Source organism: Ralstonia nicotianae (assembly GCF_018243235.1).
Lineage (GTDB): Bacteria > Pseudomonadota > Gammaproteobacteria > Burkholderiales > Burkholderiaceae > Ralstonia > Ralstonia nicotianae.
In genome coordinates, this window is record NZ_CP046674.1 from 2,625,910 (window position 1) to 2,644,064 (window position 18,155).

The following is an 18,155-nucleotide window of genomic DNA, read 5'->3' on the forward strand; positions in this document are numbered from 1 at the left end:
AATCAGAGAAAGAGAGAGCCACCTCAAGTCAGCGCAGCCGTACGCGTTTTCCCCTCACGCGCCTTCACCACCACCTCATCGATCCGCCGGCGTTGCGCGTCCCAACACTGGGGCGTGTCGACTGCCAGGTCGAACAACGCGACTTCCTCGGGCAAGGTTTCATTCAGAATCGCGGCCTGGATATCGGGGGGCCAACGTCGTCAGGTTGATCATGCGGCTGACGAACCGCGGTTAAGTACGCGCCTTGAATCATTTGCTGTCCAGTGAGCACCAGCAATACAGCGCCGCGATCGAGACCTCTCGAGCAACTAAGATCCATACGGCGTGACGGAATGCTGGACGACTAACTGGAGGCTTCAAGCATCGCTGGCTGGTAACGCACCAGCGATGCCTGAGAGAGGCTCAGTCAGAGCGGCCGATCTTGGGGCCAGTCAGTTCCTTTTGCTCCGGAAGCGGACCAGGACGAAACCGCTCCCCCGCCCGCGCTTGGGCTACTGCATGCTGGATGGCACTTTCGTCGTCGGAGGGCCTGCTGGTAGAGTTTTGTCTCTGTAGTCCCTGCAGTACTCCCTGGCCCGCACTGCGCGCAGCCGGTCGTTGCGTCGCCTGCTCTGTGGACGGTTGGTTGGCGTGGCGTTCGGCAACATAGTCGCTCGCTTTCCCGCTTGCGCCCGTGACGTTAAAGCATCCCATGAATAACTCCTAGAAGGGGAAGCTTTATTGTTCACAGAAATACCAATAGAGAATTACACAACGCGAAAGACGCAGTCATCGCGCGAAATTTGTCGAAACCGCGTGCTTGTAATGACACTCGTGGTGCAGGACAGCAGATCCATAGCTAGGCGAATGGTTGCCACCGGCCAATGCAACCCGCGTACGCCCACTGTAGCGGCTCAGCATCGCACCATGCGTGGTGTGCAGCACTATCGACTCCCCGGGGAACTCGAGCGTCGTTCGCCTCATGCACAGAACGCCCCCCCGCCATGCGCGATGTCCCTGCTCCGCACCCCATTCGGCTCCACACACAACTCTACGCGTTGCCGCGCTGAATCCCTGTTGGAATGCGCGGAGAATAATCTACCACGCACTGCTGCCCGCCCTATTCCCTATTGATCGGCGCTGCGGATGCGGTACGTCCTCCTCCATTTTTAAAGGATGAATAATGAAACGACTGCAATCGAAAAACAGCAAGAAATATGCTTTTGTGGCGGCCAGCATGGCGATGATGGCTGCACTTTTTGCACATAGCCCCATCGCCCTAGCTGCCGACACGGTTCAGGTCCCAGCCGGCTACCACACTGCAAATCCAACGCGCAAGGATGCATGGAACGCGACATGGAATGCGGCTTACAACACCTGCCGAGCCAAATACAAAGGAATTAAGTCGGTGAACTTGCTCACGTACCAAGTCTCCGACCCTATTGGACCAAGTCTCCGTATTTTCACTGCGACCTGGGAGTGCCGCAAAACATCCTGAGCGTTTGGCTTACAAGCGCGTCAGGGCTCAAGCCTGCTGTGACCATGAGGCATTGAGCGACATTCAGAAGATGCTGTAGCGCTCGGTATCCGATGGCTTGAAGAGAAAATCGTAGCCGGGCTATCCCAGCCACACTGTTGCTTACTCAAGGTGCCCAAGCGCTTCGAGCCGTTGCTCACCCCGCTCGAAAACGCCGACCCACGGGTGATCACGTTCAGCCGAAATCACCGATCACGCGTCCCGAAATACGCATTCTGCTTACGAATTTGGCACCTACGCTCCCGGGCCGGTTTCGGGCGTTTTTTCCCCTTTTTCCTCTCTCTTTCTCTGCCCCTTGCGGACGTGCAGAGCGCCGAGTCCGCAAGGCGAAGCCCCTAAAAATCAGTGACTTAGGCAACACCTCCAACCCTGAAATTTTTCCCCGTACCGGAAGGCGTATCAAAATCAGAGAAAGAGAGAGCCACCTCAAGTCAGCGCAACCGCACGCGTTTTCCCCTCACGGGCCTTCACCACCACCTCCTCGATCCGCCTGCGTTGCGCTTCCCAACACTGGGGCGTGTCGACCGCCAGGTCGAACAACGCGACCTCCTCGGGCAAGGTTTCATTCAGAATCGCGGCCTGGATGTCTGGCGCCAATGCCGTCAGATTGACCATGCGGCTCACGTAGCTTCGGTCGATTTTTTCCCGGGTTGCAACCTCGGCAATGTTGCGCACCTGCCCGCTTTCGATCTGCCTCAGCCAACGATGACCTCGGGCCAGCGCAACCTGCAGGGCCGTCGGCACCCGCGTTTCCCCGAGCGTGGAACCGATGCCCTGCGGCACCACCACCTGCCGCCGGCCGCTGTAGCGGCGCACGCGAATCGGGATGGACACCTCGATACCGCCGTTGCCCGTATGCAGCATCATCGGCTCCCCAGGAAATTCCAGCGTCGTGCGCCTCATGCCAGGGCCTCCCCTGCAGCGACCGGCACGGATTTCCCACCGGCGGCACGCACCACGTCCAGCGCAAAATGCTCGATGCCGTTGCGGTGCAACTGCACCCGCAGTTCCTGGGGCGACACGACGACACGCTCGACCAGCAGTTGCACGATTCGGTGCTGCTCCAGCGGGAACAGGTTCTCCCACACGATGTCGATTCGGGACAGCGCCACGGCCACCTGCATTTCGGTCATGTCGTGGGTATCGTTGCTTCTGGCCACTTCCCGCCAAACCCGGGCGACCATTTCCGGCGCGCGCATGATGCCGCGTAGCTGCGCCACTACGGCCTCCTCGACCTCGCCCGCCGGCAGCATCTTGACGTCGGACGCGCCGTATCCCTCCTGGGCATCCCGTGTCGACAAGTAGTACCGATACAACCGCCCACCACGCCGTTTGGTTGTATGCGGCGTCATGGCCCGGCCGTCTGCCGTGCAAATCAGTCCCTTGAGCAGCGCCGGACGTTCAGTACGGATCTGGCCGCGGCTCACGCCGGTGGGCTTGCTGGTCAGCGCCGACTGCACGGCATCCCATTGCTCCTGCGTCACGATAGGCTCGTGCTCGCCGGCGTAGCTGATCTCCTTGTGTCGGATCTGGCCCAGGTAGACCGGATTGCTCAGAATCTTGTACAGCGCGCCCTTGTCCATCAGCTTGCCCATCCGGTCTTTGCCGGACTGCGCGACCCACGACTTGGTCATCACACCTTCGTGACGCAGCCGCTGCACGAACAATGTCGTGGACGCAGCGCGCGGAAACTCGGCGAACAGGCGGCGCACCACCGTGGCCTCCGCCTCGTTGACAATCAGCTTACGGTGGAGCACGTCATAGCCCAGCGGAGGCACGCCGCCCATCCACATGCCCTTGCGCTTGCTCGCCGCGATCTTGTCGCGGATACGTTCGCCCGTCACCTCGCGCTCGAACTGCGCGAAGGACAGCAGCACGTTCAGCATCAGCCGGCCCATCGACGTGGTCGTGTTGAACTGCTGGGTGACCGACACGAAAGACACGTGGTAGCGTTCGAACACCTCGACCATCTTCGAGAAGTCCGCCAGGCTGCGGGTCAGCCGGTCGATCTTGTACACCACAACGATATCGACCAAGCCGCGCTCGATGTCCGCCAGCAGGCGCTTCAGACCCGGCCGCTCCATGTTGCCGCCGGAGTACGCGGGATCGTCGTAGTCGTCCGCCACCGGAATCCAGCCTTCGGCGCGCTGGCTGGCGATGTAGGCATGACCCGCGTCACGCTGCGCATCGATCGAGTTGAAGTCCTGATCGAGCCCCTCGTCCGAGGACTTACGGGCGTAGACCGCGCAGCGCCGGCGCTTCCTGCTTGCTTCGAGGCTCATGCACCGGTCCCCTTGCGCTGTTTCTTCGCACCATCCCGCAGACCGAAGAATGCCGGCCCCGACCAGCGCGTCCCCGCGATTTCGCAGGCGATCGCGGTCAGGCTGCTGTAGGGCTTGCCGTTGTATTCGAACTCACCATTCGGCATGGCCACAACGCAGTGGGTCTGGCCCATGAAGTCCCGGGTCAGCACCGTGCCCGGTGCCAACCGGACGAGCTCCCCTCGCCCAGCCTTCTGCGCCGGCTTGATCTGCTCAAGCAACGCATCGATGCGCATCTTGTTGCTCGCCAGCAGTTGCGGCTGCTTCTGAGCCATCTCCAGCTCCTGCAGTCGGAAAGCGATGCGCCGCTCGACGTAGCTACGGTTGTGGGTTGGCAGGGGTATATCGAATAGCTGCGACCACAGTATTTTGAGCTCGGCAAATGGCGTGTCCGGCAGCCGCGCCACGCGGGCGGCGATACTGGACTTGGTAGGTCGCGATGTGGATGTCGTCATTCAAACTCCTTGCTGTTGTTTGACAGCTGCCACCCGGGCGGCCTTGCGGACTCGGACAGCAGAGTTTGAATGAACGCGCTGTGGCGGCGAGAAGCCAAGGTCTTCTTGGTTCTCTCTGACGTCGTGGGGATTCGGTTGCGCTCGTAGCCGGACAAGCGCCCGCGCGAGGGTGGCCGCAACTTCCGCGACCCGCGCTTCGGCGCTCATGCTGCTTGGATCGAGAGGGGTAAAGGGTTTCATGGATAGCCGTCCTTCATCACAAAATCACTGGATGAAAGTCTGCTGTTCCATGAGCCGGCACGCCATCACAGAATCGGCAAGCGTTGATGGCGAATGACAACGATGCACCTCTGATCAGCAAACCTAGGCACATTTCGTCTCACAATCAGGTCCGCACAGCTTCTCTGCCTACAGGGATAAAGCGAGGGCACCCGCTTTGATGCCGGCAAAAAGACGTCAGGCAAGAGGAAAGCCCAACCGAGAACGGTTGGGCTTCCGGCAACTGGTGGTGGTGCAATCGGGGACCGAACTCGCGTCTGATCTCTGAACTGGTGTCCGTCAGTTTGCGCAATAGTCCAGGTTTCCCATGCCTCCCGGGTATGGGCGAGAACACGCTCCTCCCTGCGATGAGAGTGCCCTTCGTCAGTGCATTCTGTGTGCTGTGCAACGCATGACCGCAGTCACCCTCGTCAGCGTCGGGACCGTTCCGATGGTTCGGCTTCCGGCGCACTGCTCAAGATGGTCTGACAGGTTTGGCAGCGGAACTTCCGTACCCGTCTCTCGTACGGCAAGTGCGTCGAACCCTGGGCGTAGCCAAAGAAGGTGACTTGGCGCATGTCCTGACAGCCCGAACAAAACAAAATGGGCGCTGCCGGTTTGAGCCCCAGCCGCACCATCGCCTCATAGTGACCGCTGACCAAATCTTAGCGTAGGGCGTTAGTGAAGCGTCCGCCGAAGTGGATGGATGGCCGTCTGGCGATGACATAGGGCGGAGCAGCAGGGACAACGAGTTGTTCAGGATGGACTACTGATTGCCCTGCTGCAGTTGCTCGGCCCATTGCCACGGACCGACCTCCAGTACTCCATCGCGTTCGATGATCGCGCGCCGCATGGAGATCAGTCGGCCGCAAACAGCGCATTTTCCAGGCGTGATCCCCCGGACATCGAAACGCACATGCCGTGCCCCACACTGTATGCATGGCGTGTCCTCCGCCGGACGCGCGCCGGCCCGAATGCGATGGGACAGCTGCCCGGTTGGATCCAGTTGATCACAGCGCTCACGGAACTCACGTATCAGCCTGGCGACGTTGCCGTGGTCGCCACCGACGATCTCTGCCAGCTGCGTGATCGAGAGCGGTAGCCCGAGGTAGCGAATCAATGCCCGCTGCCGCTCATACACCTTCCGGTTGCGTGTGAACGGCGTCCCGGTGCGCCGATTGAATTGTTTGCCGCACGAGGCGCACTTGAAGCGTGCAAAGCCGCTGAAAGTGCCCTTTGTCACCAGACGATCAGCACCACATGCCGGGCAGTCCGGCATCGGAAAGTGCTTGTTGGAATGGATAGTCTCAAAGTCTTCGAGCAGTTTCGCGGTAAGCGCCACATCCTCATAGGCGATCTGCTCATCAACCACCGGCGGCGCTTGATCCCGAACCGCGGTGAAACGCCCTCCCAGCCGAATATGGCGCTCATGGTGGCCACTCGGATCCAATTCGAGCACCCAACGGCGAAACATCCTGACCGTGTTGCGAATGGTCCGCTCCATCACCCCGAGCCGACGCGCCGCCTCCGGACAGCCGATCGCTTGCGGCAGCATCGTGATCAGCTCCTCAGCGCTGCGTCGAATCCGATGCCCGGAAAGCGGCGTGCCGCTCAAGCGACTGAAGTAGTGGTCGCACCCCTCGCACTGATAGGTCGGAAGTGGCCCCGTCTGCAGTGGCGCATATCCCTTCTTGTGGATCTGCGTGCCGCCGCATCGCGGACAGGACGGCACAGGATCCGCGTGGGGCGACATCAGTGCACGGACATGCTGAGTCAGAAAGCAGACCAGTGCCTCGGCAGCGTCCTTTGGAACGTCCGTCGGCAATGGGGCGTCATCGGACGATTCCGGTAGCGGCAACGCCGACTCCCTTCGGGATGCCTGCCCAGTGCTCGGTCGTCGCCCCCTGGCCCCGCTTGTCTTGACATTACCGCTCATTCGCATTTCCCTCGCAGTTGGCCACCCGCGGCTTTCCCTTCAGCTTCTCCACAAAGGTGCCTGAGTGGCCCGGATCAATCTCCGGCGTGGCTGCACGACGCATGCATGCATGCCGCTCGTCATTGAACAATCTTCGCTGCTTTCAACAACCCGCCCACCACCTGCACCGTCACACGCTCCAGCTCGGCCGTTTCCAGCGCCTGCCGGATCGCCGGCCGGACCGTGTCGTACCCCGGCACCTGCGTCGGCCGCGCGGCTTCCACCTTGACGATGTAGCGCTGGCTGCCGACTTCGACCGGCGCGGTGCTCGTCGCGCCGGTGCCCAGTGCCGCGATCTCGCGCGCCAGCGGCAGCGGCAGGTTCTGCGTCTTGCCCTCTTCCACCGGCACCTTGAAGCTCACCCAGTCCATGTCGCCGCCGCGCACCTTGTTGGGCGCCGTGCTGTACTGCTGGGCCAGCTTGGCGAAGTCGCCGCCCTGCTTGAGCTGTGCCAGAACCTGCGCGGCGGTCACATCGTCGCCGAGCTGGATCACGCGCGCCTTGTACTCCTTGTCGCCCAGGCTGGCGACGATGGCGTCGTAGCGCGCCTTGACCTGCTCGTCGGTGATGGGCGCGGGCTTGATGTTGTCCTTCAGCCAGGCCTGGGTGATGACCGCGTCGTGCGCTTCCTGCATGGCCTGCTTGACTGCCGGCAGCTTGTCGTAGGCCGGGTTCTTGGCGGCCTGCTGGCGGAACAGCTCGCGCGCGATCAACTGCTGCTTGAGCGCCTGCGCGACCTGCGGATTGGCCTGCGCGCCGCTCTGGGCGATGGCGCGGTCGAGTTGTTCCTGCGTGATGCGAGTGCCGTTGACGAGGGCCACGACGCCCGGCGGCAGGTCATCCGCGTAGGCTGATGACGCCGCCATGGCGGCTACAGCCGACAGAACAGCGATGGTGATCTTCAAGAATTGGGTAGGACGATTCATTTTGGTTGCTCGCTAAAACGAGTAGTTCATTGTGGCCAGCAAGACCGTGGCCTTGCTGCCAAGTTCCGCGGGTTGCACCAGCGCGCGCCCAAGCAGCAGTTCGCTGGTGAAGGCATGCTTGCCGGCATTCGCGGCCAGCCGCACGCCCATGCCGGTGCCGGCCAGGTACTGCCAGTGCTGGTTCGCCACCAGCTGCGTCTGTCCGCCGTCCAGGAAGACATAGGGCTCGATGCGCACGCCGGCCAGCACGGGCACGTTGCCCCACACCACTTCGTTGCGCAGCGTCAGGCCGCGATCGCCGCTGATCAGCCCCTCGCGGAAGCCGCGCACCGAGCCCATGCCGCCGGCAAAGATCTGCTCCGAGCCGAACAGCGCGACGTTCGACCACTGCGCCGACACCTGCCCACGGTAGGCCAGCGCGGCGCGGCCGATGGCGGGCAGCGGCAGCTGGGTGCTGGCGTTGCCGTCCAGCTTCCAGAACTGGCTGTGCGCCTCATCGCGCGTGATGTCCGGTGCGTCGTGACTCGCATTGAGCGCGTCCATGCCGCGTGATAGCCCCGCCTCCCAGGTCGCATAGCCGCCCTGGTTGCCGACGGCGAACTTGCGCAGACCGTTGACGGCCACGCGCAGCACCGACAGGCTCTGCGGCTCGAACAGCAGGTTGTTGACCTCGCGCTCGCTGCGCCGGTGCGTGAGCGTGACGTCGAACGCGGTGCGGCCGCCCGGGTCGCGCTCGATCACGCGGTTCCAGCCGAAGGCATGCGCGAACGTGCGCCCATAGAGCAGCGCGGTATCGCCGATCAGGCTGTTGTACTCCGACAGCGAGCCGGTATAGCTGAAGGTGTTGTAGCCGAACGGCACGGCCGCCGAGACGATGGTCGCGTTGGTGTCGCGCGTGCCGATGTACGACAGCGACACGGCCTCCTGCAAGCCGAGCGCGTTGTCCGCGTCGATGCCGGCGCGCAGGCGCGTGGTGCCGGTGGCGCGGCTGCCGTAGTTGTCGGTGCCGGCGCTGAAGCGGAAGCGGTCGCCCGGCTGGTTGGCCAGCGCGATCACGGAGCCGCCCGGCGCCTGGCCCGGCAGGATCTGCACCTCGGCCTGGTTGCGGCGCAGGCGGTTGATCTGGTCGACGCCCTGCTCCAGATCGGACAGCCTGAGCGTGTCGCCCACCGCCGGCATCGACCACACCGTGCCGGCATCGGTCAGCCAGCCGCCGGCCTGCGGTCCTTCGGCCAGTTTGGCATCGGGCACCGTGGTACGGACCGTCTTGCCGTTGATCTGCAGCGCCTCGACCTTGCCCGGCACCACGGCGATGGTCAGCACGCCCACCTTGAGGTTCTGCGGCGCCAGGTAAGCGCGCGTGGTGACAAAGCCGCGCGCGACGAACGCTTCGGTCAGCCGGCGCAGCAGCAGGTTGATGCGGTTGGTGCCGAGCGCACGGTTCAGGAACGGCTGCGTGACACGTTCGACGGTGTCGGCATCCAGCACCGTGTTGCCGGTCAGCTCGATGCGGTGGATGTCGAAGGTCGTGCCCGGCTCGACCACCGCATCGACGGCGGCGTCATCGGGCACCGACGGCGCGACGGCAATCTGCGGCGCGGGCTGCGTGGCCTCGCGGCGGCGCTCGGTGTCCTGGCGCTCGCGCAGGGCGCGCTGGGCCGGGTCTTCGAGCACCGGACCCGGTGGCGCGGACGGCAGGACCTGCGCGTGGGCGGTTGCCACGGACAGCAACGCCGCCGCCAACGTGAGAGGTTTCCATGCCATCGCGCTTCCCCTCACTGCCACAACCACGACGTCAAGCCGACATGCGACTCGACCGACACCGGCTGCCGCGACCTGGCCCGCACCGTCACGATGCCATCGCTGGCGGTGACAGTCTGCCCGTCGAAACTGCCGCCCTCGATCTGCCCCTGGCCGTTGATCGTCAGCGCGCCGCCAATGGCAAACCAGTTGCCGCCCACGTCGGCCGAATACAGGCGCGCCCACGTATCGCCGAAGAATGCCTTAAAGCCGCGCTCGCGCGCCAGCGCGGTGTAGCCGGTGATGCCGACCGCGCGCACCTTGGGCGCGGTCACGGTCATGCTGCCGATGGAGAGCACCTGCCCGCCGATGTTCTCGGCCAGCGTGCCGGCCCGGATGGACAGGTTGCCCGCCGCCGAGATCGTACCGCCCGTGGTCGACACCGTGCTCGACGCCTCACTGCGGCAGAAGATCATGCAGCTGCGGCTGAAGTGCGCCGAGCCCGTCGGCAACGCCTCGTTATGGAACACGTTGGCGGCCGTGATGGCGATATCGCCGCCGTTGGAAAGCACCTGCCCGCCGACGTTTCTGACATTGCGGCCGCTGACCACCGTGCCCGTCTGCGACACGAAATACGACACCTGGCCCGTCTGCGCAATGGAACCGTAGTCCACATCGAGCCCCGCGCTGTGGTTGCGCAGGAACAGCCAGCGCGTGCCGCTGCTGGTCCAGGCCACGGGCCGCTCGCCGTTGGCACCGGCGGTCTTGTCCAGCGTGTTGAACACATCGCCCTGCGCGGCCAGCGTCAGCTTCGCGTTCGACAGGATGCGGCTCTGGTGGTTGACGATGTCGCCGCCGGCGCGCACCACCACGTCATCGTCCTGACCGAAGACGATGCCCTGCGTGCCCGCGGTGGCATCGTTGCGCACGACTCCAGCCGCAATCAGCGTGACCGCGCCTTCGGAGGCCGACTGGCCGGCGTTGCGCACCTTGCCCTGGATCAGCCCGCCGAGGTTGACGAGATCCGCATCGCTCCGGATCAGCACCCCGCCACTCATGGCCGCCACCGACGCCGGCAGCGCTGACGCCGCGAGGTTGACGCTGCCACCGTGGATCGTCGCATTGCCTGCTGCGATGACGTTCGAGTCGGTCTGCGCGTAGGCACCCGTCACATCCAGCGTCACATCACCGCCCGAGGACTGCACCGTGGCCGCCGAGCCATTCACCGCGCTGAGCGCGATGGAGCCGGCCTGCACCGTCGTCCCGCCCGTGCCGTCGATCTTGCTGCCCGCCACCTGCACGGCACCGGGCGCGGTGATCGCCACCGTGCCCTGCTGCGAGGTCCATCGGCTCGCGCCCGACGCATCCGCACCGAGCGACAGGAACCCGACCTGCGCGACCACGTTCTGGGCCGCCGTCAGCTGCGTCGCCGTCATGGACACACCGGGTCCACCATCGAACAAGCCGACGCCGCCCGTCGCGCTCAGCGTGCCGTGGTCGATCGTGACCGGCTCGGTGTGCACCTGCCCCGACGCGCCGATCACGATGCTGCCGACCTGCGACGCCGTGCCCGCCGACAGCGCGGCGCCATCGAGATGCACCTTGTTCGCACTCACCTGGAGGTTGCGACCGGCCGACAGCACGCCCTTGCCCAACAGCCCCGCCGAACCGATCAGCACATCATTGGCCGCGCTGCCGCTGCCGCCGCCCAGTTGCAAGTCACCCGTGCTGCTGATGACGAAATCGCCGGCCGTCGCAAACGCCGCGCCGGCATGCCGCACGCCCGCGCCCTGGTCCGTGACCAGCAGCTCGATCCGCCCGCCCGTGAGCGACCCGCCCGACGCGATATCGATCGCCAGCCCCAGCGGCCGGCCCGACCCCGTGCTGCTGTAGGTGACCCACGGGTTCAGGTTGTCGGTGGGCGACACGCTGGTATCGACCTCCGCCCGGCTGTTGCCCGCGACGATGCGCACGCGGCTGTTGGCATCGGTGAAGCTGTTCTGCACCGCCCCCGCCACGCGCACCTGCTTGGCGATCAGCTCCAGGTTCAGCATCGCCCCGGCCAGACCGCCCAGGCCGATGTTGATGCTGCCCGAGCCGGTATTAAGCACCACGTTGCGCTGCAGCTGGCCCGCGCCCGTGGTGAAGTCGTTGAACGACACCTGGCCCGTGGTCAGCGCCACGTTGCCCGTGTTGGTGAACGAACCGCCGTCCACCGTGATGCCGTTCGGGTTGGCGATGATCACGTTGGCGCGCGGGCCGAGCACGGCGATGTTGCCCTGGATGAGGGACGGGTCGGTGCTGGTGACCTGGTTGACGATGGTACGGGCGCGGACGGTGGCGTTGTTCAGGTCGGCGCCGACTGGGCCGACGTTGAATGACGTGTAGGTGTTGTGGGAGACGCCTGCGGTGCTGGGAACGATGTTGACCACGGGGCGGCCATTGGCGCCGGTGGTGACTGTCGTGGCGGTGCCGCCGTCAGGGACGATGCCGGCGGCATGGGCCACCGGTGGGATGAAGACGGCGCAGAGGCCGAGGAGCGCGGCCAGTTGGGCCGGACGGTGTTGTGACTGCACAAAACTTCCCCCGCCTACTGCCGTAGGCATTTGTCTTTTGTAGTTTTGGATCGCCCGACAACGCTTCTGTCAGGCGTCGGAATCAGGCGTCAAACAACAGGCACAAAATCAGGCCGTGGAACCTTTGGCATGTCGTCGTAGGCTTTAAGCACGGTCTGCAGCGGCGTCATTCAGGGGGCGTGGTGCCAATACACAATCTTTAGCCAAGTAGCGGCCCGAAGGTACTGCCCACGACCCAACCACGTTTCCTGCAGATGAGCTTGCAACATCTTGCGCCCAGAACTGAGCAAGTCCGGCTCGTCGAATATGTGGCGCCCCGCACGATGTAGGCATAACGCATAAGCGAAGTCCCGCGGCTTCAGTGCTTTCTTTAGGGACGGCACCTTTGGCACGAGATGTTTTTCGTATTCCACAATGCCTTGCTCGAACTGCCCAGCCTGAAAAGCAAAAGCCATGAAGTCATCCAGAAGGCCATCGCGGACAATCTGGCTGGAACTGTATGGCAATCCATGCACCTCTTGTGGTACGAAGCGCTGCAGTTCGTAGTCGAACTTGTCGGGACCAAGAACCTTGACGTAGCCGGTTTGCATGTACTCAGCTTGGGCCGTTTGCGCGATCAGCCATGTGAGCTCGTCATTCCTGTTATCACGCATCCAGATACCCATCGCCTTAGCCGCGTGAAGTGTCACACGATGTATGCATGGCAGCGGACCGAACCGGTTTTCCTCGCCGCTTTCGATAGCGCTATCTAACCACTCCAATGAACGTGGAATAACGACAGTTACCTCGTTGTTTAATCCAACCAGCCAGGCGGAAACGACGTCTTCGATATCAAACGCCGCAAAATTTCCCATCGGAAGCTTCACGTCGAATTCAGTTCGAAAAAGGCGATCAAGTCCACCTTCCTGCGTTACCTTCCGCTTTCTTAGAGGATCATAGAGCATTATTTGATCAACATGGTTGATGGCCGCAAAACTGGACTACTGTGAAGTTCCTTATTCCACAAGAACCAACGGCATTGGTTCCAAATATAGTCAACGGAAAATCCAATATTTTAACTGAAGCGATTTCCTAGAAAACTCCCTTATTGACGACACAATTCACGCAATTCATCCAAATCATCAGTCGCGGCCTGCGCCTCGTACAGCGCTTCGCAAAAACTAAGAAGATCTTCTGAGTCGAGCGAATAAAGCAATGAGGCTGTAGCTCTTGCTTTCGCAAACCACAGCAAAGCCTCTCCTGCCTCATCTAGACCATCGTACTTATCAACGATAGCAAAGTACTTTTCATCGAAATCTTCCACTTCACCGGAAAGCGTCTGCCGGTCCTGCTGTGTAGCTGTATGGGCGGATTGCAGCATAAGCTGCAACCGGTCCTCGCCAAGCAAGCTCACAGCCCCACTCTTGCGGCAAGCCCATTCCGCAGCTACGCCCGCAACGGTTTTTCGTTGAACTGCAGACAAGCCTGCTCCAAATTCGACTAAGTCTGGCGCTACAGTGGTGAGTCGAGTATTCAAAGTGTTCGGTGAAGGTGAGTGGAAGGTGCGCAAGCACGGCTGGTCCAAGCGTCGCACCTGGCGCAAGGTCCATCTTGCGATGGACGCGAAAACAGGCCAGATATGCGCGGCGCTGATGACCCACAAGGATGTGGGCGACGCTGACGTGCTGCCCGACTTGCTCGACCAATTGCCGCCCGACATATCCGTGGACATCGTCGGCGGGGACGGCGCGTACGACAGCAAGCAGTGTCATGCGGCGATTGCCAAGCGCGGTGCGCGGCCCTCGATTCCACCGCGCGAAGGTGCAAGTTCGTGGCCTGAAGCCACGCCCGGCGCGGCATGGCGCAACGCTGCCATCGACACCATTGCCAAGACCAGCAGGTGCGAATGGAAGGAGGCTAGCGGCTACCACCGGCGCTCGCTGGTGGAGAACCTGATGTACCGGCTCAAGACGCTCACCGGTCCGTGCCTGTGGGCGCGCAAAGTTGACTCCCAGGCAACCGAGGTTTCGATTCGTGCGGGAGTGCTCAACCGCATGGCGGCTCTCGCTCGCCCGCACTCCGTCCGTATCGCCTGAATTCAAGATCATAGGTGGACCTGTGTCTTCAAATTCGATTTATGCAACAACGCCCGCCCTCATGCAAAAGGGCGACAGGTCAATTTTGCTTTCACTCATGCAAATCACTCCGGGCGAGTCTCCTCATCTGGAGTCCCACCATCTCATCAATTTCGCACATGCATCGAGGCTCACGTGGCCCCGTGATCCATCTGCTCTATCAAGGCCAGCAGGTAAGTCTCCAAAACATCTAGGCGCACTACCGAAGCGTAGGGACGATTCGGGTCTTGTCGTAAGCAATATCGAAGTGACGCTGGAACATCCGGGCTCAACCATAGTTCCCGATGCTGGAAGACCGCATAGGCATCACCGTCGATTTGCTCCACAACCATATGGCCATGCCACGCTTCCTCGTACAGCCGGCCGGAGATTGACTTGAGAAAGACCAGCGCAGTATCCCCCACTGCAAGTGATGCTTGCCCCCAATGCGCAGGACCGCCAACAAACTCAAGCTCTGATCCAAGCAATCCGGCGTCCACCCCTTTACGCGCTGCATATACCCTCTCGACTCTTGCCCGAAAGGATTGCGGCTGCGGCGACCCCACAATCTCCACCATTACCAAGTCGCAGTTCGCCACTTTGTCCGACAAGAAACTCTTTACGTTACTCATTTCGGTACCCACGGTTGCCCCAGCTTCTCAAGCTCCGGGAAATAGAGCCGCATGTTCCCTGACGCCTCTGGAATTGGTATCCCTAAACTACTGGGGAAAGTAGCGCAGTTGAAGGTGCATACATTTTTTCCAGGGAAGCCATAGGACACGTTGTTGATGGGGTTGTTGATCCCGACCACATCGTGAGCAGCCTTGATTGCGTCAAAATCAGCTTGTGAGACAGGAATTTTCTGCTGAATCACCACCTGTGGTACTCCGCCACGACCTACCGCAGGGTTCTCTGCAACTGACCTGAAGAGCGCCGTATCGTCAGTAATGATGCCTGGATAGTTCGCTCCATTGCGAAGCGACTGAACGGCATCGTACACAGACATGCCCACTGGCACCTTGGGGCCAAAGCCAAAGATTTGCTGTCCACCATCGAACGAATATCCAACGTGGCCCGTGACTACGTAGGGATGGGGAGCATCCGCCGCCAGAAGGTCCTGTGTGGAGCCTGCGCCACGAAACCCATAGAGCGTAATCGCAGGCTGGTTGGTACCGGCCGCCGACTCGCCTACGCTATTCGGGGCTATAGTGCCAGGCACCTGACCCGACCCCGAAAATGTCTGCGCCACAGGGCGAGGCAACACATCTTGTGCTGTATAGCCCGGCCCAGGCCGAACTGTTGTAGCAGTTCCCCCGCCTTGGCCAACAGCAGAATACGGCCCCGCCACATTGGTCCAAGTCGGGAAGGCACTACCCGCCCCCGACCCAACATAAAGCGTATTCGGCGACTCCAACGTCGCCCGCCACCCAGGCCCAGCCAACGGCCCCGTCGGCAGGCCCAGCACCCCCGCGCCGATCCCTTCCAGCGCCATCCCATACTGAGCGAAGTAGTAACCGGCAGCCGGGTCCGCATTGGACTTGAAATACGGAATGCCCCCAAATATCCCTGCCAGCGGACTTCCCACCATCGTGTCCAGCGTTTTCGCCGCCGGACTGGGGTCCAACGAACGGGCGACAGGATCCTCCTTGCCGTACGCGTAGACCTTGCCGCCGGCAAACACGATGTAGTTGCCCGCCGCCTGCGCCGTCGCCATCGCGCTACGGCAGGTGTCGGAACTCAGGTTGGCGCACGCGGCCTGCAATTCGGCATTGCGCTGCTTCGACACGACATCCCAGCGGTTGGCAGCATCGCACTGCGTGGGATCATTCTTACAAGCCGCCGCTGCGTTATCCCGACGCTCCTGCTCCGAGTAGACCATCATGTTGGGCCGACGGTGCTCCAGCCAGTTGTTCATGGCCGCGTTCTGCGCCGTCGACGCCCCGGCCGTGGTGTCGCCACCGATCGCATGCGCAATCGCCCCGCCCGCCATCGCGCCAATCGCCACCGTCGCCGCATCGATGGCACTGTTCGTGCCCGACGTGCCCGCATAGAGGCCCATGCCCACCAGCGGCGCCACCACCGATCCCGCCAGACCGCCCGCTGCGCCGCCCGCGCAACCCGTCCCCTGCATCGACGAAGTGGCGCAGCCCAGTGCAACGTGCCCGAGGATGTTGCCGACGACACTGTTCGGCGAGGCATTGACTTCGCCGATCCCCGGAGTCAGCGTGCCGAGTACGTTGGCCGCGACCGCCCCGATATCGCTGGCGGCGGTATTGGTCAATGCCCGGCCAAAGCTGCCGCCGTTGATGGCCGTGGTCACACCGGCCTTGATGCCGATGCCCAACGTCAGCGCGGTCAATTGCTCGCCCAGCGTGCCGCTTGAAGCCGCCGCCTGCGTCAGACCGTTGCCGACGTTCTTGGCACCCGACAACGCCGCAAGGCTCCGATCGGATGCCACCGAGTTCAGGCTATCCACCGTCCCAAGCGTGCCATTCGCATTGAGCGTGATCCCCTGCGTAATCCCCGCCGTCAGCGCCGACGTGGCGCCTGCCTTGACCAGCGCGCCAAAGCTGAAGCCCTGGCCGCTGCTCGCCTGTTGCATCGTGTTGGTCGTCATCGACGCAACCGCCGCCTGGGCCATGGCTTGACCCACGGTCAGGGTCGCGCCCACCCCGGCATACGCGGCCATCGCCGCGCCGCCCGTCATGATCCCAATGGCCACCATCACCACGCCGGCGAACAGTTGCCCGAACCAACTCTCCGACCGCACAAAGGTGTCGGTATGCGTGCTCGTGACAGCCTGCATACCCGCCTGCACGGCCGCCGCCACCCGTGCAGCCTCCGCCGCGCTCATCGTGCCGTCCGCATTCAACTGCGCAACGACACCGTTGATGTTCCGGATCTGCCCCGCAATGCCCGCCGCGTTGGCCGCAAACACGAACCCGCTGTTGGCCTGCCCCTGCTGCCCCGTCGTCCGCGCCCAACCGTCCTCGATCGGCTGCCACGCCGCCGTCATCTCCGCCGCGCGCTGCTCGTTGACGATCGTGGTGTTGGTCTTCAGCGTGCCGTACGAGCCCAGCGTGCCCGTGTTGCGGATCGGGTTGTCCGCCAGCAGCTCCAGCGACTTGCTCGCGACGATGCTGCCGCCCGGCTCGATGCCGCTGTAGCCCTGCGGCAGGTACACCTGCGGCACCAGCGCGCTCACCATCGGGCATGCGCCGCTCAGGCAGTTCGGGTCTGGCACCTGCTGCGTCACGTACCACAGCATCGGCTTGTCCAGCGCGGCCAGCTGGCCCGGCGTCAGGGCCTGGCCCAACTGGATGTTGTGCGCCTTCGCGTAGTCGACGGCGTTCTGGTACAGGATCAGCTTTTGCTGATCGTCCGCCGTCAGGTGGGTCTGGCTGTCGTACGTCAGGCCGTTGATGAAGCTCGTGCGGCCGGTCTGCGCGAGGGCGGCCTGGTCCAGGCGCTGGTTCTCGGCTTGCGGGTCGTAGTAGAACGGTGTGCTGCCGGGGCGCAGGTCGGCCGGCAGCGCGTTGATCAGCGTCTGCGGGCCGACGCCGCCCAGCACTGCCGTGGCGGGGCTGTTCGACAGGTATTGCGCCGTGGAGCCGGACGCCGTCGGCGCGCTCATCGCCGCGCCATCGAGCGGCGTATTGAAATGCCATGCCACCGCGCCACCGCTCTGGGTCGTCACGACGACGGGGTTGAACTGCCAGCGCCCATTCGCGGTGCCCGGGTTGGACGGGTTCGGCACGCCCTGCTGCACAACCGTGGTCGGACCGCTGAAGGTGTCCGGCGTCCCCGTCACCGGCAACTGCGCATTGGCGGTACCGATCGGGCCCAGGCTCACCACCTGCCGGCCGCTGGTGGGCGGTGGCGTCTGGATCGACGGGTTGGTGATGCCGTTGGTGATCGTCGCGCCCGAGAGCGAGATCGCCGTGCCCTCGATGTTGCCGCTGTTGACGATGGCGCCGCCCGAGCGGATGGTCAGGTTGCCGCCGCTCACGTATGAGTTCAGCGCGCCGATGGTGGGCGCGTTCTCGGCATTGGCGTTGGTGCCATTGCGAAGGTTGCCGCCAAAGGCCCGCTGGCAACCGGAGATGTCGCCCGCCGAGTCGCAGCCCCAGCGATCGCTCGCGTTGCTGTCCTGGTCCAGGAACATCCAGTGGTAGTACTGGCGCAGGAAGACCGGGCTGTTATCAAAGCTGCCCGTGGTGATGGTGTTGTTGCCGCAGGGCGCCATGTTGTCGCCCTGGACCACGTATTACAGCGCGGCCAACTGCTCCGGCGTC

12 protein-coding genes and 2 pseudogenes are annotated in these 18,155 nt (G+C 63.1%); 2 read left to right on the forward strand and 12 right to left on the reverse strand.

Going from position 1 to position 18,155, the window contains the following annotated elements:
* Positions 1-23: 23 nt before the first annotated feature.
* A pseudogene (locus GO999_RS24710) lies at positions 24-225 on the reverse strand (LacI family transcriptional regulator); the annotation flags it as partial.
* Positions 226-1,162: 937 nt separating this feature from the next.
* Between GO999_RS24710 and GO999_RS11955 the strand changes: the two are divergent.
* Complete coding sequence (locus GO999_RS11955; RefSeq protein WP_071615194.1) at positions 1,163-1,477, forward strand: hypothetical protein; 315 nt, start codon at positions 1,163-1,165, stop codon at positions 1,475-1,477.
* Between the two features lie 465 nt (positions 1,478-1,942).
* On the opposite strand, the gene GO999_RS11960 is transcribed toward GO999_RS11955, so the two are convergent.
* The 9 genes from GO999_RS11960 to GO999_RS12000 all read right to left on the reverse strand — a co-directional run bounded on the left by GO999_RS11960 (position 1,943) and on the right by GO999_RS12000 (position 13,229).
* The gene (locus tag GO999_RS11960; protein ID WP_249215020.1) at positions 1,943-2,419 is read right to left on the reverse strand and encodes a ParB/RepB/Spo0J family partition protein; all 477 of its coding nucleotides are present in this window, start codon (positions 2,417-2,419) and stop codon (positions 1,943-1,945) included.
* Positions 2,416-3,798, reverse strand: coding sequence for a recombinase family protein (locus tag GO999_RS11965; protein WP_211906243.1), 1,383 nt, complete (start codon positions 3,796-3,798; stop codon positions 2,416-2,418). The genes GO999_RS11960 and GO999_RS11965 overlap by 4 nt, the downstream gene beginning before the upstream one ends.
* Positions 3,795-4,292 carry a DUF2924 domain-containing protein gene (locus tag GO999_RS11970; RefSeq protein ID WP_038938302.1) on the reverse strand — a complete coding sequence of 166 codons (498 nt, stop codon included), beginning with the start codon at positions 4,290-4,292 and terminating at the stop codon, positions 3,795-3,797. The genes GO999_RS11965 and GO999_RS11970 overlap by 4 nt, the downstream gene beginning before the upstream one ends.
* 1,024 nt (positions 4,293-5,316) lie before the next feature.
* Positions 5,317-6,408, reverse strand: coding sequence for a DUF746 domain-containing protein (locus GO999_RS11975; protein WP_011003067.1), 1,092 nt, complete (start codon positions 6,406-6,408; stop codon positions 5,317-5,319).
* Between the two features lie 197 nt (positions 6,409-6,605).
* Complete coding sequence (locus GO999_RS11980; RefSeq protein ID WP_127591976.1) at positions 6,606-7,451, reverse strand: peptidyl-prolyl cis-trans isomerase; 846 nt, start codon at positions 7,449-7,451, stop codon at positions 6,606-6,608.
* A gap of 12 nt (positions 7,452-7,463) precedes the next feature.
* On the reverse strand, positions 7,464-9,215 hold the full coding sequence (locus GO999_RS11985) for a ShlB/FhaC/HecB family hemolysin secretion/activation protein (RefSeq protein ID WP_211906244.1): 1,752 nt from the start codon (positions 9,213-9,215) through the stop codon (positions 7,464-7,466).
* An 11-nt stretch (positions 9,216-9,226) separates the two neighbouring features.
* Complete coding sequence (locus GO999_RS11990) at positions 9,227-11,767, reverse strand: two-partner secretion domain-containing protein (protein WP_211906245.1); 2,541 nt, start codon at positions 11,765-11,767, stop codon at positions 9,227-9,229.
* A gap of 170 nt (positions 11,768-11,937) precedes the next feature.
* Entirely contained in the window at positions 11,938-12,711 is a 774-nt protein-coding gene (locus GO999_RS24715) for a hypothetical protein (protein WP_232111351.1), read from the reverse strand.
* A gap of 140 nt (positions 12,712-12,851) precedes the next feature.
* A complete protein-coding gene (locus GO999_RS12000) occupies positions 12,852-13,229 on the reverse strand; it encodes a replication initiation protein (protein WP_127591981.1) in 378 nt (125 codons plus the stop codon).
* A gap of 52 nt (positions 13,230-13,281) precedes the next feature.
* On the opposite strand from GO999_RS12000, the pseudogene GO999_RS12005 reads away from it, so the two are divergent.
* Positions 13,282-13,842: pseudogene (locus tag GO999_RS12005) on the forward strand (IS5-like element IS1420 family transposase); the annotation flags it as partial.
* 170 nt (positions 13,843-14,012) lie between these two features.
* Here the strand turns inward: GO999_RS12005 and GO999_RS12010 are convergent.
* A complete protein-coding gene (locus GO999_RS12010; RefSeq protein WP_127591983.1) occupies positions 14,013-14,492 on the reverse strand; it encodes a hypothetical protein in 480 nt (159 codons plus the stop codon).
* Positions 14,489-18,124, reverse strand: coding sequence for a DUF6862 domain-containing protein (locus tag GO999_RS12015; protein WP_249215021.1), 3,636 nt, complete (start codon positions 18,122-18,124; stop codon positions 14,489-14,491). The genes GO999_RS12010 and GO999_RS12015 overlap by 4 nt, the downstream gene beginning before the upstream one ends.
* Between the last annotated feature and the right edge of the window lie 31 nt (positions 18,125-18,155).